The sequence below is a fragment of the bacterium genome, assembly GCA_024224155.1.
In the GTDB taxonomy this organism is placed as follows: domain Bacteria; phylum Acidobacteriota; class Thermoanaerobaculia; order Multivoradales; family JAHEKO01; genus CALZIK01.
Genome location: JAAENP010000311.1, coordinates 47,333 through 62,027, shown reverse-complemented (window position 1 = coordinate 62,027; position 14,695 = coordinate 47,333). Strand labels below are relative to the sequence as shown.

At 65.1% G+C, this 14,695-nt stretch carries 14 protein-coding genes; 10 read left to right on the top strand and 4 right to left on the bottom strand.

Annotated elements, in window-relative coordinates; all coding sequences use genetic code 11:
- The first annotated feature begins 3 nt into the window (after positions 1-3).
- From GY769_16355 to GY769_16325, 7 genes are all read left to right on the top strand, one after another.
- Positions 4-510 carry a histidine phosphatase family protein gene (locus tag GY769_16355; GenBank protein MCP4203491.1) on the top strand — a complete coding sequence of 169 codons (507 nt, stop codon included), beginning with the start codon at positions 4-6 and terminating at the stop codon, positions 508-510.
- A gap of 25 nt (positions 511-535) precedes the next feature.
- Positions 536-1,063, top strand: coding sequence for a DUF2911 domain-containing protein (locus tag GY769_16350; GenBank protein MCP4203490.1), 528 nt, complete (start codon positions 536-538; stop codon positions 1,061-1,063).
- Positions 1,064-1,308: 245 nt separating this feature from the next.
- Positions 1,309-1,869, top strand: a complete 561-nt coding sequence (locus GY769_16345; GenBank protein ID MCP4203489.1) for a hypothetical protein — start codon at positions 1,309-1,311, stop codon at positions 1,867-1,869.
- A 33-nt stretch (positions 1,870-1,902) separates the two neighbouring features.
- A complete protein-coding gene (locus GY769_16340) occupies positions 1,903-2,391 on the top strand; it encodes an RNA pseudouridine synthase (GenBank protein MCP4203488.1) in 489 nt (162 codons plus the stop codon).
- A gap of 146 nt (positions 2,392-2,537) precedes the next feature.
- On the top strand, positions 2,538-3,410 hold the full coding sequence (locus tag GY769_16335) for an Hsp33 family molecular chaperone HslO (protein ID MCP4203487.1): 873 nt from the start codon (positions 2,538-2,540) through the stop codon (positions 3,408-3,410).
- Positions 3,388-4,593 carry an NAD(P)/FAD-dependent oxidoreductase gene (locus GY769_16330; protein ID MCP4203486.1) on the top strand — a complete coding sequence of 402 codons (1,206 nt, stop codon included), beginning with the start codon at positions 3,388-3,390 and terminating at the stop codon, positions 4,591-4,593. The genes GY769_16335 and GY769_16330 overlap by 23 nt, the downstream gene beginning before the upstream one ends.
- A gap of 5 nt (positions 4,594-4,598) precedes the next feature.
- Positions 4,599-5,099 carry a hypothetical protein gene (locus tag GY769_16325; protein MCP4203485.1) on the top strand — a complete coding sequence of 167 codons (501 nt, stop codon included), beginning with the start codon at positions 4,599-4,601 and terminating at the stop codon, positions 5,097-5,099.
- A gap of 676 nt (positions 5,100-5,775) precedes the next feature.
- Here the strand turns inward: GY769_16325 and GY769_16320 are convergent.
- Together GY769_16320 and GY769_16315 are read right to left on the bottom strand one after the other, a co-directional pair.
- Positions 5,776-7,260, bottom strand: a complete 1,485-nt coding sequence (locus GY769_16320) for an adenosylhomocysteinase (protein MCP4203484.1) — start codon at positions 7,258-7,260, stop codon at positions 5,776-5,778.
- Positions 7,261-7,329: 69 nt separating this feature from the next.
- The gene (locus GY769_16315) at positions 7,330-8,298 is read right to left on the bottom strand and encodes a metalloregulator ArsR/SmtB family transcription factor (GenBank protein ID MCP4203483.1); all 969 of its coding nucleotides are present in this window, start codon (positions 8,296-8,298) and stop codon (positions 7,330-7,332) included.
- Positions 8,299-8,455: 157 nt separating this feature from the next.
- Between GY769_16315 and GY769_16310 the strand changes: the two genes are divergently transcribed.
- Complete coding sequence (locus tag GY769_16310; GenBank protein MCP4203482.1) at positions 8,456-9,631, top strand: EAL domain-containing protein; 1,176 nt, start codon at positions 8,456-8,458, stop codon at positions 9,629-9,631.
- Here the strand turns inward: GY769_16310 and GY769_16305 are convergent.
- On the bottom strand, positions 9,628-10,746 hold the full coding sequence (locus GY769_16305) for a peptidase (GenBank protein ID MCP4203481.1): 1,119 nt from the start codon (positions 10,744-10,746) through the stop codon (positions 9,628-9,630). The genes GY769_16310 and GY769_16305 overlap by 4 nt on opposite strands.
- Before the next feature lie 20 nt (positions 10,747-10,766).
- Between GY769_16305 and GY769_16300 the strand changes: the two genes are divergently transcribed.
- Both GY769_16300 and GY769_16295 read left to right on the top strand, forming a co-directional pair.
- Positions 10,767-11,849 carry an aminopeptidase gene (locus tag GY769_16300; protein MCP4203480.1) on the top strand — a complete coding sequence of 361 codons (1,083 nt, stop codon included), beginning with the start codon at positions 10,767-10,769 and terminating at the stop codon, positions 11,847-11,849.
- Positions 11,846-13,471, top strand: a complete 1,626-nt coding sequence (locus GY769_16295) for a sulfatase-like hydrolase/transferase (protein ID MCP4203479.1) — start codon at positions 11,846-11,848, stop codon at positions 13,469-13,471. The genes GY769_16300 and GY769_16295 overlap by 4 nt, the downstream gene beginning before the upstream one ends.
- A 97-nt stretch (positions 13,472-13,568) precedes the next feature.
- Here the strand turns inward: GY769_16295 and GY769_16290 are convergent, their stop codons facing one another.
- A complete protein-coding gene (locus GY769_16290) occupies positions 13,569-14,624 on the bottom strand; it encodes an amino acid dehydrogenase (protein MCP4203478.1) in 1,056 nt (351 codons plus the stop codon).
- Between the last annotated feature and the right edge of the window lie 71 nt (positions 14,625-14,695).

Below are 14,695 nucleotides of genomic sequence, written 5' to 3'. Positions count from 1 at the left end.
GCGATGTTGCGTGTTTACCTTCTACGCCACGGGAAATCCGATTGGGATGCGCCCTACGGGGCCGATCACAATCGCCCCCTCGCGCCGCGCGGCCGCCGCGCCGCCCGCCGGGTGGGCGCCTTCTTGAGCGGCCTCGGCCAGGAGCCGCATTCGGTGGTGACCTCGACGGCGGTCAGGGCTCAAAAGACCGCGGCGCTCGCCGCGGAAGCCGGTTCGTGGAGCTGTCCGATCCGATCGACCGAGAAGCTCTATCTGGCGTCGCCGGCGGCACTGCTGGCTGAGGCCCGAGCGGAGGTCAGCGGGGTGGAGCGGCTGATGCTGGTCGGTCACGAGCCTGCCTGGTCCGACACGGTCGGACTGTTCATCGGCAGCGGACGTGTCAAAATGGTGACTGCCGCCCTGGCCCGCCTCGACCTTCCGGGCACCGACTGGTCCCGGATCGATTTCGGGGGGGCGACCCTCGCCTGGCTGGTGACGCCGAAGCTGCTCGAAGCCGCCGACACAGAGTGAAGAACCGATCAGGAGGAACCCGTTGATGAAACGTCGCCGCCAGACTCTAATGCTATTGATGATCGCTTTGCTTCTTGCCGGCGTGAGCCACGCGGAGCGCGGAGATGACACCAACCGAAAAAGCAAGAACGGAGAGCTCCGGGGTCCGATCGGTGGGGTCGAGATGACCCTCGAGTATGGGCGCCCCAACGTCAAGGACCGGAAGATCTGGGGCGGTCTCGTTCCCTATGACCGCGTGTGGCGGACCGGAGCCGATGAAGCAACAACCATCAGTTTCGATCACGATGTCAAGGTCGAGGGCGAGCCGCTACCGGCCGGCCGCTACGCTTTCTTCACGATTCCTCGGATGGAGTCTTGGACGCTGGTCTTCAACAACACGCCGGACCAGTGGGGAGCTTTCAGCTACGACGACACCGAAGATGCCTTGCGCGTGGACGTGAGCCCGGTCTCCGCTGAGCATGTCGAAGCTCTGACGTTCTCGATCGAAGGCAGCGACGTCGTGCTGCGCTGGGAGAAGCTCGCGGTTTCGTTTACCGTGGAAGCCGACGGTTAGGGTCCAGGTCTCGCCGGGAGCTGCGGCGCCTCGTCCCCGATTCGGCAGTGCACCTGACCAGGGGTCGCGTCGGCCTAGCGCCGGTCTCGGCCGTGCCGACGCTCAAGCCTTTCGGCTTGTGCGATCCGGCGGGCTCGTGGAGGGGTCGGCTCGGGCGATTTGCGCGTCTCCTCGCGCCCGGCGGGCCGGAGTGGGGACGGGACACGAACGAATCGTGTCCCCGATGCGCCTGCTAGAGTTGCCCTATGCGATCGCGACAGCGCAAGGCTCCTCGGGGCCAGCGCGACATGAGTCGGCGGGTGCAGGAGTGGCGGTTCGAGGTGGGCTCTCCGGATCACGGGCGCCGGCTCGACTCGTTCCTGAGTACGAGGCTCAGCTGGCGTTCCCGCCAACGGGTCAAGCAGGCGATCGATAGTGCGAGCGTCGAGATTCTGCCGTTCAAGGATCCGCAGCGAGCTCCGGTGGGCCGCCTGCGCTCGGGTTTGAGACTCCGGGTCGGCCAGGAGGTGGTCGTTCGTCTGCCGGCGCCACAGGCCGAGGTCGAGGATGGAGGCGTACGTGCGGACCCGGCGGAGGTCGTGCACGAAGACGAACATTTGCTCGCGGTGAACAAGCCGCCACATCGCAATGTCTATCCGAGCCGCAGACACCGAGCGAACTCGCTGATCGAGTGGGTCCACTCACGGCACAGGGAGCAGTACGGCTCGGCAGGGTACTTTCCGACGCCGTGCCATCGCTTGGATCGAGAGACGAGCGGATTGGTCCTGTTCGCCAAGAGCCGCGAGGTTCGGGCCGAGCTCAGCTAGAGGTTTGAAGACAGAACGGTTCGCAAGCGCTACTTGGCGCTGGTCGAAGGTCGCCCGGTCGAGGACGGCGGTATCTTCGAGGGTCCGCTCGGTCCCGACGAGTCTTCGAGAGTTGAAATGAAGGTGGCGGTAAGGGAAGACGGGCGACCGGCTCGGAGTCTCTGGCGGCTGGTGCGCAACCTCGGCGATGTCTCATTGCTGGAGCTCGAGCCCAAGACCGGCCGCAGGCATCAGCTGCGAGTACATCTGGCCTCGGCCGGCCATCCGATCGTCGGAGACAAGCTCTACGGCGGTGGTGAGGATCTGTTCCTGCGCTCCCTCGCCCGGGAGCTCACCGATCGCGACCGTCTGCGGCTGTCGCTGTGCCGGCAGGCGCTGCACGCCTGGCGGCTCGAGTTTCGCCTGGATTGCCTCGCGTCGAGCCTGAGCCTCGAAGCGCCTCTGGCCGCGGACCTGACTCGGTGGATCGAGGGTCTCGAACTCTCGGAGACGCCATGCGCGAAGCTCGTGGTCGGCGGCTGATCGCGGCAGCTCCCGGAGCCTTGCTGGCGAGCTCGGCGGCGGCGCCCGTGAAGGCTCAGCTCGATGCCATTCGAGACTGGCGTCGCCCAGAGCCGAGCCGACCCGAAAAGGCTCAACATGTCGGCATGGTAGCCTGAATCGCAGCCGTGCAGCCCTCACGCCTCGAAATCGGATTGGCAGGTGAAGGGACGTTCCGCTGGGTCGCCGCCGACCTGACGCTGCCTCTCGAAGAAGCGCGTCGCTGCCTGGACCTCTCGCCGCTGGCATCGGTTGCCCTGGGACGGGCATTGGTCGGCGCCGTTCTGCTGCAACGGTTCTCGTTCAAGGTCCCCGCGCGGCTTATTCTCGAGGTTCATGGTGACGGCCCGTTGGGCTCGGTGCGCGCGGAAGCCGAGCACACGGGCAAGGTCCGCGGCACGGTCGGCAACCCCCGTGTCGAAGGGCGGGATGGCGGCTTCCGAATCGCGGGTGCGCTCGGCGAGGGTTCCCTGTTCGTCACCCGGGAGACGACCGGAGTCCGGGCGCGGCGCTACACCAGCCAAGTGAGCCTTGTGTCGGGCGAGTTGGGTGATGATCTCACCCACTATCTCGAGCAGAGCGAGCAGATTCGTTCAGCGGTCCTCCTCGGCGTCCTTCCGACTGCAACCGGCATCGGAGCGGCGGGTGGTTTGATCGTGGAAGCTCTGCCCGGCACGGAAGAGGACGCGCTTTCGAGCCTCGAACGAAACATCTGCTCTCTCGAGGGCGTGAGTGGCCACTTGAAGACGGGAGGCGTCTCGCGGCTGCTGGCCGCCACCTTCCAGGGCTTCGATCTCGAGCATCTCGGTCACCACGACCTCGAATACAGCTGCCCTTGTGACCGCTCTCGGCTTCTCGGTTACCTCCGAGCCCTGGATCGCGAGGCGTTGGAAGACCTGGCCGAGAAGGACGGACGCTGCGAGGCCGTGTGCTCTTTCTGCGGCAATCGGTATATCTATCGTCAGGCGGAGCTCTCGGGTGGGCACGCTGCCGCCTGCTGAGGCCGAGCCCGTGGATTTCGATGTCGCGGTAGTCGGCGCAGGACCTGCGGGAGCTACCTGTGCGCTCGATCTCGCCCGGGCCGGAGTCAGGGTCGCCCTCTTGGACAAGGCCGCGCCGCCACGTTACAAGACCTGCGGCGGCGGAATCGTCGGCCGCGCGCTCCGGTTCCTGGACGTCGATGTCGGCTCGAGCGTCGAGCGAAGCTTGAATCGGGTCGAGCTCAACATAGGAGGACTGGGCTTTGCGGTGGAGCGCTCGCCGGCCCCAGTGGTGATGGCAATGAGAGCGACGTTCGATTCCAGTTTGGTCGAAGCGGCGCTCGAGGCCGGGGCGAGGCTGCTCGCACCGTGGGCGTTTCGAGGCCTTCGGAGCGAAGGCACGCGCATCGAAATTGGAACCGACCGGGGCGCGATCGGTGTGTCCTCGGTCGTGGGCGCGGATGGCGCCGGCAGCCGGGTAGCGCGAATGGCAGGGTGGGGGAAGCCGCCGCGCTCGGTACCGGCGATCGAATCCGAGATTCGCGTACCTCGAGAGATCTTAGACCGCTTCGCCGGCGCCGCGAGGTTCGATTTCGGTTGGATACCGCACGGCTATGGCTGGGTGTTTCCCAAGCGGAGCCACCTGTCTGTGGGATGCCTTGCCACCCGGCGAGCGAGTTACGAAACCAGGTCGAGCTCGCTTGGCCTGAACCATCACTTTGAGCGCTACTTGCGGAAGTTGAATCTCGATCATGCTTTCGAGCGCGAGGACCACGGCTTCGCGATTCCGACTCGGCCCAGGGACCGCCGTTTGGCCCGCGACCGTGTACTTTTGGTGGGAGACGCGGCCGGGCTCGGTGACCCGCTGACCTGTGAAGGGATCTCGCACGCCATCCTGAGCGGCCAGCTTGCAGCCCGGGCTCTGATCGAGACTCGGGAGGAACCGCACCTGACCGAAGAGAGATATCAGGCGCTTCTCGAGCGTTTCATCCTGCCGGAGCTCAGATGGGCCCGGCGCCTCGCGCCCCTGCTCTACGATTACCCTCGTCTGCGAAGTTTCGTTTTTCGCCGTGTGGGCGTCAGGCTCTGTGAGTCGCTTGCCGATGTGTTCTGCGGCAGTCGGACCTATCAAGATCTGATGCATCGCCCGACCACCTACCGGCGTTTGCTGGGCGGCCTGCTGCGTTCGTGGGTGGGGACCTGAGCCCGATGGCTCGCCGGCTGGTCCTCGCGGGCGCGGTCCTGGTCGCGGCCTGGCTGATTCTGGATCTGTGGACCGACGACGCGCGGCGGATCGAGCGCCGCCTCGCCAGGCTGCAGAAACTGGCCGGCAAGACCCTGGTGGAATCTCAGTTTCAGGGCGCGGGCAAGGCCAGGGCGATTGCCGATCTCTTCGCCACCGAGTTCGAGCTGAGCGCGGAACCCGAGAGCTACGCGACCGCCAGCCGCCAGGACTTGATCCGCGGCGTCATCGCCTACCGCGCGCGGTCGCAGAGCCTCGCGGTCGACGTCTTGCGTAAGGAGCTCTTCGTCGATCCGGGTGGCCAAACTGCCACGCACTACGCCTATGTTCGTTTCGTAAACGACCTCGGCGACTTCGCCGGCACCGCCAGCTATCCGGTCCAGATTGAGTGGGTCGAGGAGGACGGCAAGTGGAAGATCAAGAAGCTCGAGGTGCTGCCCGAAGAGCTGCCTCCATCTCTCCCCTGACCTCCACTCTTCAACCGCCTCCGATGTGCTCCGACGGTCCGTTCAAGCCGAGTCCTCCATCATTCGATTCCAGGCGCGGCGGCGCCGATTGCCAAAGCAGCGGCCAGGGGACGCCTCGGGCAAGGAGACCTGCGGCGGTCAGGCCCTCGGCTGCGCGCCGCTACGCGCATGCCGATGGTGGCCTTCATGCCGAATTGCCGAGCGCTTGCGGCGAGCCCCCTGGCTGCTGCTCTGCCGAATCGGCTGTCTCCCGAGCCTCCCGAGTGACTGTCGAAGAAGAGGAAGCCGGTCTCGGCCTCGCCAACGCAAAGCCGTTTGGGGCGGTGCGAGGATCCGGCGTCGCGAGTGCGGGTGAGTCGAGGATCAGCGATTTGCCCGCACCGCAGCGGGGCTCTTAGCGTTGCGGAGCCTTGTCGAGGGAGGTAGCGAGGAGACGCGCGAATCGCCCGAGACTAGCCCGCAATGAGCCCGCCGGATCGCACAAGCCACAAGGCTGAGCGGGGGCGAGTCCGGGACCGGCTGTTGTCCGTTTTGGCCGGCGCTTCCGGACGATCGATCAGCGCCTTCGAGCGTCAAGGCTCGTCCGCTCGCCGTCTGCGCGAGGGCGGTTCCGAAAGGTGGAGAGGCCGGCGAAGACGCCGGCCTCTCATTGAAGCTGCTGAAACCTAGTATCGCCCTAGTAGCGATAGTGGTCCGGCTTGTACGGGCCGTCCACATCCACCCCGATGTATTTGGCCTGCTCGTCCGTCAGCCGGGTGAGCTTGACTCCCAGCTGGTCGAGGTGCAGCCGTGCGACCTCTTCGTCGAGCATCTTCGGCAGCATCATGACGGTCTTGTCGTAGGTCTCGCGGTTGGCCCACAGATCGATCTGAGCCAGAACCTGGTTGGTGAACGAGGCCGACATCACGAAAGAAGGGTGGCCGGTAGCGCAACCGAGGTTCATCAACCGGCCCTCGGCGAGGATCAGCACCGAGTGACCGTCCGGGAAGATCCACTCGTCGTACTGCGGTTTGACGTTCTCCGAGCGAACGCCATTCATCTTCTTCAGGCCGGCAATGTCGATCTCGTTGTCGAAATGGCCGATGTTGGACACGATGGCCTTGTCCTTCATCCGCGCCATGTGCTCGGCGGTGATGATGTCGAAGTTACCGGTCGTGGTGACGAAGATGTCCGCCGTCTCGACGACGTCTTCGAGCGTTGTGACCTCATAACCCTCCATCGCCGCTTGCAGCGCGCAGATGGGGTCGATCTCGGTCACTACCACCCGGGCGCCCTGCCCACGCAGGGCCTGGGCGCAGCCCTTGCCGACTTCGCCGAAACCGCAGACGACCGCGGTCTTGGCGGCGATCATCACGTCGGTCGCCCGGTTGAGGCCGTCGACGACCGAGTGCCGGCAGCCGTAGATGTTGTCGAACTTCGACTTGGTCACCGAGTCGTTGACGTTGATCGCCGGAAACAGGAGGCTGCCCTCTTTTTCCATCTGATAGAGGCGGTGGACGCCGGTCGTGGTCTCTTCGGACACGCCCTTGATGCCTTCGGCCAGCTTTGTCCAAGCGCCCGGGTGGGCTGCAAGCTCGGTCCGGATCGCACCGAGAATGACGCCCCACTCCTCGGGGTCGTTGTCGGCGTCGAACTCCGGAATTGTGCCGGCTTGCTCGAACTCGCGGGTTCTGTGGACGAACAGGGTGGCGTCGCCGCCGTCATCGACGATCAGGTCCGGGCCCGAGCCGTCGGGCCAGAGGAGCGCTTCCTTGGTGCACCACCAGTACTCTTCCAGGGTCTCGCCCTTCCAGGCGAAGACCGGGATGCCCTTGGGGGCTGCCGGTGTGCCGCCAGTCTCGGGCCGGCCCACCACGACCGCGGCGGCGGCGTGATCCTGGGTGGAGAAGATGTTGCACGACACCCAGCGCACATCGGCGCCGAGCTCGGTCAGGGTTTCGATCAGGACGGCGGTCTGGACCGTCATGTGCAGCGAGCCCATGATCTTGGCCCCGGCCAGCGGCTTGGTCTGCCCGTACTTCGAGCGTAGGGCCATGAGGCCCGGCATTTCGTGCTCGGCGAGTCGAATCTCCTTGCGGCCGCTTTCGGCGAGATTCAGGTCGGCCACCTTGAACGGCACGCGGGTGGCAGCCTCCGCGCTTGTCGGGTTGGATTCGGTCATCACGGTCATGGTTGGGTTTCTCCTGTTACGGCGTTTTGGAACCGGTCGTTGGTCTTGGAACTGGTCGTTTTACTTGGGTTTCACGGCGCTCGCCGCGAACAGCGACGGCCCCTGGGCATCGGGTTGGGGTGTGAGGGTAGTGACGCGGGTGCGCTCGAGCTGCGCGTTCGTGAGCCACTGCTCGATTCGCTGCGGGTCGAAACCGAGCCATACGTGGCCCATCTCGTTTCTGAACTTCTCACGCTCGTGCGGCAGCATGTCGACCAGTAGGAGCTGGCCGCCGGGGCGTAGGCAGCGCGCGGCCTCGGCCAGCACCGCCTCCGGTGAGGCGACGTGGTGAAGCACAAGCATCACGGTGGCGGCGTCCAGCTCGGCGTCCCCGACCGGGATCTCTTCGAGCCTTCCGAGTCGAACGTCGACGTTCTCGAATCGCGCCAGCCGTTCGGTTGCGGCGGTCAACATCTCTGGGGAGTCGTCCACGGCTATCACGCGTCGGACGTGAGGGGCGAGCGCGGCAGCGAGGTCGCCGGCGCCGCAGCCCAGGTCGGCGACCGTCCACTGGTCGCTCAGAAGGGCCAACATGGCTTCCAGGTCGAAGCGGTTGCCGAACAGGTCCTGGCGCATTTCGGCCCACTGGCCGGCCGTTGACGAGAAGAACGCCTGGGATCGTCCCGGGCGCTCCGCCAGAATCTCCAGAAGCCGGCGCTGGTCTTCTCGTGCCCGGGGACTCGCCACGAGCTCTCGGCGTACGAGATCCCAAAGCTCGACCGCGGTGGCCGAGTTGGGCTCGCGCGCCGTGTAGAGCCGACTGGTGCCGTCCTTGCGTGCTTCCAACCAGCCGTCGTCGAGCAAGGTCTTGAGGTGCCGACTGACCGTGGACTGAGGTAGCTGGAGAGTCGTGCAGAGCTCGGAAACCGTCAGCTCCTGCTGCTCACAGGAGAGCAGGATCCGACAGCGCACGGAGTCTCCCAGGACCGCCATGCGGTCCAGGACTCCGGGCTCGAATGAGCGTTGGGGCTCAAGGTTTAATCCGTTCATCCGGATGGAAGGATACTCATCTTTCCATCGGCTGTCAAGCCGTCGAAAGCCGGCTCTCGATTTGTGATCTGTTTCGCTTCGCTGGCGCGGTGCCTATGCCATGCTTCAGCCTAAGTTGCGGCCAAGAAGGGGTCGCCGGAGAAGCACCAGGCGAAGAATGGAAGACCGAGCCGAACCTCATCCCGCAAACCGGGGCCTGTCGTCGGATGCGTACTGGTACCTGGTCGGCTTCGTCGACAAGAACCAGAAGCAGTGGCGAACCATCATTCGATCTCTTCCGTTGAAGATCGGGCGTCACTCGGGCGCGGACCTCTACCTGTATTCGACCAGCGTGTCCCACGAGCACGCTGAGCTGTTCGAACAGGACGGAGCGCTTTGGGTCCGCGACCTGACCAGCACCAACGGCACCTACGTCAATTCGACTCGGATCGAAGAAGCGGTCCAGTTGAACGACGGCGATACGATTCACTTCGCCGATCTGGTGTTCAGGCTCGGTGCCTATCGGCCGCCGCTGGATACAGACGAAGGACAAACCCGGGAGCTGGACACTCAGGTGCTCGCGGCCCAACTGCGAGAGCACACCAGCGAGTTCACTCGGCTGATGAACAGAGAAGCGGTCCAGCCCTACTTCCAGGCGATGTACAACATCGCCGGGACCCAGGACGTGCTGGGATACGAATTGCTGTCGCGAGGACTGCTCGGGGACCTGGAAACACTGCCGCTCGAGCTCTTCTACATTGCAGAACGACTGGGACGGGAGCGCGAGCTGAGTCAGCTCTGCCGCAAGGTCGGCGCAAGAGCGGCGCGGAGCCTGCCCGGAAGTCCCATCTGTTTTATGAATACCCACCCGGCCGAGCTGCAGGAGCCGAAACGGTTCCTGCGCTCGGTCGAAGAGCTGCGCGATGAGGAGCCCGGTCTTCGTCTGGCCATCGAGATTCATGAAGCCGCGGTCACGGGGAGCGAGCGAATCGCCGAGATTCGAGATGGCTTGAGGGATCTGGGCGTTCAGCTGGCCTACGACGACTTCGGTACCGGGCAGTCGCGTTTGCGCCAGATTGCCGAGGTGCCGCCGGACTATCTCAAGTTCGACATGAGCCTGATTCGGGATCTGCACCGGGCTCCGGAGGAGCGTCTTCAATTCGTCGCCGGCCTGGTTGCCACTTCCCGCTCGATCGGGATCGTGCCGATAGCCGAAGGGATCGAATCGCGAGGTGAGGCGGAAGCCTGTGCGAGCGCGGGCTTCGAATGCGCTCAGGGCTACTACTACTCGTTGCCTCGACCGGTTGGCGAAGAAGCGGTGGGCGACGAGAGACCCGTGAGTCCGGCGCGCTAGTGCCCGCCCTCCTTTGGGGTGTGCTCTGGCTGGGCGCGGTTCAGGTGAACCGGCTCCGAGGCCAGCACCGCCGCCAACGCTTCGTCCAAGAACGCGAGCTGTAAGACCATCTGATCGCGGATGGGCATGGGTGAGATCTCGAGCTCGGCCTGTACCTGGGTCAGGCTCTCGGCTCCGCGCGCCGTCGCTTCCTGCAGCCGATTCCGGAGCTCCTGAAGCTGGTGATGCTCGACCAGGTCGCCGCCGAGCGATGGCGTCAGAAAGAGCGGCATCTCGCTGACGAAGGTCAGCGGGTCGGGGCCGTGGGCGCGGGCGAACTCCATGGAGCTCGGCCGGAACTTGGCCGCCTCGTCGCGCTCGCCTCGCGCTTTGAAAAACTCCCGCATCGCCGTCGAGTCGGGGCGCGTGGCAAAGCCTGGAGCGATCCGATGGAACCCCTTCTCGCCATGGCGCTCGGCGTCGAAGAGCCGGTACCCCATTTCGGCGACCCGTGCCGCGAGCCTTGCTCGTAGGGCCGAAGTACGGTCGGTCCACGAGGCCTCGAGCAGAAACCACGGGCCGGGCGCCAGACCCATGCCGTGAAATGAGCCGTGTACTCGTATAGGAGCGCCTTCGGCAAGGAACTCCGCTACCGCGACGTTCTCGGTTCGAAGCCCGGCGGTTGGCGTCTCACCTGGCCTGGGAAAACCGAACTCGATGTCGTCGCCGGGCAGCTCGCGCGCAACATGCTCGAGGTAGGTGGGCAAGTCGTAGCCGTGATCCGGGCTGCCGAGACAATCGTGGGTGTCGACCCGCTTGCTGGTCCAGACTCGATTACGCGCCTCGCCGTCAGGGTTGACGTGCGGCACGATTCGCCAGGTGCAGTCGCGAAGCAACTCGTGGTTTCTGGGAAGCGTGACGAGGTGGCTCGCGAGGCGGTCGAGCATGGCGGGTCCGACCGGCTCGTCGGCGTGGCAGCCGCCAATCAAGCTGATCTGAAAACCGCCCGACCCGGCGTGCAAGCCTCGAATCGGGCGGCCTCCCCTGGAGGAGCCGATGGTCGAAGCCGAGCTCTCCCAGATCGTCGGGTCGCCGCCGAGGATCTCGGCCGCCGGCAAGCGGGGGAACTGCACCATTATCGGGTAGCGTATTCGACTTGAAGGTACCGGCAAAGATCCTCGGTCTGATCGTAGTCGCCCTGGCCACCGGGGGCTGTGCGCGGCTCGGGTACTACGCGCACCTCGGCGGCGGCGCGCTGGGTCTCATGACCCGCGGCCGCAACATCGACAAACTGGTTGCGCAATCGGACACCCCGGCCGAGCTCAAGGAGCGGTTGGTTTTTGCTCGCGACCTGCGCGCCTTTGCCGCCGCCGAGCTCGACCTGCCGGTCGACGGCAGGTACGAGAAGTATCTCGATCTGGAGCGGCCGTACGTGGTCTGGACCGTGGTTGCGGCGCCGGAGTTCGGCCTGGAGCCCCGAACCTGGTGCTTTCCCATAGCCGGGTGCGTTGCCTATCGCGGTTTCTTTTCTCGCGCAAAGGCCGAACGGTTTGCGGAAAAGTTGCGAGGGGAAAGGATGGACGTTTCGGTTGGCGGCGTGCGAGCCTTCTCGAGTCTGGGCTGGATGGGCGATCCGCTGCTCAGCACGTTTCTTTTCTCAGGGGATCGGGATGTCGCGGCGCTGCTCTTCCATGAGCTCGCTCACGCAGTCGTATACGTCAAGGACGACAGCGCCTTCAACGAGTCATTCGCGACCGCGGTCGAGCGCGCCGGTGTGCTCCGCTGGCTGGCGAGGACGGAAGATGGGAATGCCGGGGATCGGGCAGAGGACTACCGGAGCTATCTCGCGAGAGGGGATCGGGCCTACGATTCGATAGCGACAACTCGGGCCCGACTCGAAGAGCTGTATGCGGGTGATGACCCGAACCAGAGGGCGCGAAAGGCCGAGCTGTTCCAGGAGCTCGAAGGCGAGCTCCTCACACTGGCTGGCGAGAACGACTCTCCCTTCTCGGGTTGGATCGGCCGAGAGCTCAACAACGCGGATCTGGCCGGCTTGGGTCTCTACCGCGAATGGCTGGGTGCCTTGACGGCACTGCTTGGGGCGGTTGATGGAAACCTGGCGCCTTTCTACTCGGGCGCGCGATGCCTCGCCGAGCTCGATCTCGAGGAGCGGAGGCGGCGCCTCGACGCTCGGGACTGGACCGACTGTATACTCGCCGGCTCCGAGAAGCCGGAATGAGGTTGAACTGGGTCACTTGTATCGTCCTTGGCTCGTGCCTGGCCTCGGGCTGCTCGCGCGAGCCGTCAGCGGCGCCACCTGCGGGGACCCCCAAGTTGGTCGTGCTCATCGTTGTCGACCAGCTCGGAGGAGAGCACCTGACCAGGTTCGACAGCGTATTCGAGGGTGGTCTCCGCCGGCTGCTCGACGAAGGCGCGTCGTTCGCCGAAGCCCACCACGAGCACGCCATTACCCACACCGCGCCGGGACACGCCTCGATCGCGACCGGCTGTTACCCGTCCGAGCACGGCATCATCTCCAACTACTGGATCGATCGCGCGACCGGCGAGCGCGTGTATTCGGTCGATGACGAACGCCATGAGCTAAGTGGCGAAGACGATGAAAAGGGGCCGACGCGGTTGGAATGCAGCGCGATCGGTGACTGGCTCAAGGACCGTTATCCGGAGAGCCGGGTCTTTGCCATGAGCAGGAAGGACCGGTCGGCAGTTCTGATGGGGGGGCATCGGGCCGATGGCGCCTACTGGTACGGAGAGGAAGGCGCCTTCGTCTCGTCGAGTTACTATCCGAGATCCAAGGCGCCGTGGCTGGAGGAGTTCAACAGTGAGAGTTTCCTCGAGAGCAAGTTCGGCCAGGTCTGGGAGGCGCTGGCGTTCGAACCCGAGCACCTCGATGAGATGGAGGTCGTCTCCTACGACTTGGGCCCGCTCGAGGAGGATTTTCCGCACGTCATCGGAGGACTGTCGCTCGCGGCCGACGAGAACTTCTTCTGGGACGCTCGGTCGTCGCCCTGGATGGACGATTTCCTGCTCCGCTTGGCTCGCCGCGCCGTCTCGGAGGAGGGGCTGGGGAAAGACGTCTATCCCGATCTGCTGGCGATCGGTTTTTCGACCTCGGACACGGTGGGACATGAGTATGGACCCGACAGTCGTGAGTTTTTCGACGTTCTGGTCCGGTTGGATCGCCGGCTGGAAGAATTCTTCGAGTTTCTCGAGCAAGCCGTGGGTCTAGGCGACGTGGTCGTAGTTTTGACCAGCGACCACGGCTCGGTTCCCGTACCCGAGCTGCGAGCGGCCCAGGGACTGCCGGGTGCGCGCGCGGGAGCCGATGAGGTCGGGTGTTTTCAAGGAGTCGAGTCGACGCTCGACCAGGAATTTGGCGAGGCCCGGTGGCTCTTGCCGGGGCCCTTTCTTGCGCCGCTGCCCGCCGACGCGCGGGTGTCCCGGGATGAGCTTCTGCAAAGGACCAAGGTGCTGCTCGAGCAGTGTCCTTCCGTGGCCCGGGTCTGGCTCGCGGGGGAAGTTTCCCGCGAAGGGCCTGGCGACATGCAGCGGAAGTTCGCGCACAGCTACTTCCCGGAGCGCAGCGCCGACTTCGCCATCGAATGGGATGAGTTCTTCCTACCGTCTCGATTTCAGGCCTCTTCCCACGGCACTCCCCACCGCTACGATACCCATGTGCCGCTGATCTTCTGGCGGCGGGGAGTCGCACCGGTCGTCCAAATCGACCCGGTGCGCACGGTCGACATCGGACCGACTCTCGCCTCATGGGTAGGGGTCGATCCTCCGGAGTCGATCTCGGGCCGGAGTCTGGCGGACCTGATGGACCGGCCGGGCGCTCCGTAACCGGAGCCGTTTCCGGCCGGAAGGGCTCCAGGGTCATCGCGGGCTGGTCGGCACCGGCCGCCACGGCCGCGGTCGCCGTTGACGCCAGCCGTCAGCGTCAGCCGCGGGCGCGCTCGAGCGTGCGCGCCACCCGGCGCTCGGCGGCCGCGAGCGTGGACTCACCTCGCTCTTCGGCCTCTTTCAGAATCTCCGCAAGCGTCGTTCCTATCGAGTCGACCTTCTCGATGAGCTCGGCCGGCTCCGAGATGCCGCGTCCCAGATAGGCGAACGAGATCGCGCCACCGGCGTTGACGATGTAGTCCGGCGCGTACATGATGCCGCGCTCTCTCAGCCGCTCGACATCTTCGCGCTCTTCCAGCTGGTTGTTTGCCGAGCCGGCCACGATCGGGCATTCCAGCTTTGGAATGGTCTCGCGATTCAAGATCGCCCCGACGGCACAGGGGGCAAAGACGTCGCAGGCTGTCGAGTAAGAGTCGCCGCCGTTGATGAGCTCGCCGCCATGCTCTTTCGCCAGGCTACGGGCTCTTTCTTCGTCGACGTCTTCAATCAGGACCCGCGCACCTTCGTCGGCCAGCATGCGTATCAGGTGCGACCCGACATTACCGGCGCCTTGGACGACGACCTTCCGGCCGCGAACCGATGCCTCGCCGAATCTGCGCTCGAGAGCGGCTTTGATGCCGGTCAGCACTCCGCGAGCCGTGTACGGGCTCGGATCCACCTTCCGGCCCCTGTCGTCGTAGCCGTGGAGGTGATCGGTGAACCGGGCCATGAACTCCATGTCTTCGGGAGAGATCCCCATGTCTTCACCGGTCAGGAAGGCGCCGCCGAGAAGGTTGATCTGTTTCGCGTAGCGCTCGAGCAGCCCCCTGCGCTCTTCTCCGGCCATCGGGTGCGGCACCGCAAGCACCGCCTTGGCGCCGCCGAATCCCAGATCCACCGCCGCCCACTTCTGGGTCATTCCCTCGCTCAGTCGCATGGCGTCGTGGAGACCGTCAGCCGGGCTGGCATAGGTCGCGATCCTGGTACCACCGGTCGAGGGTCCCAGGGTGTTGTCGTGAATACAGATGAAGATCCACGACCCGGTAGGTTTGTCGAAGTTGGCCACGACGGCGAGGCCGTCCCAGGCCTCGATCAGCCGCTCTAGTTCTCTCACGGGCCCGAGTCTACCTGCTCGGATCGATTCTCGAGCCGACTTGGGACCGGTCCCGGGAAGGTTCCTTTTGG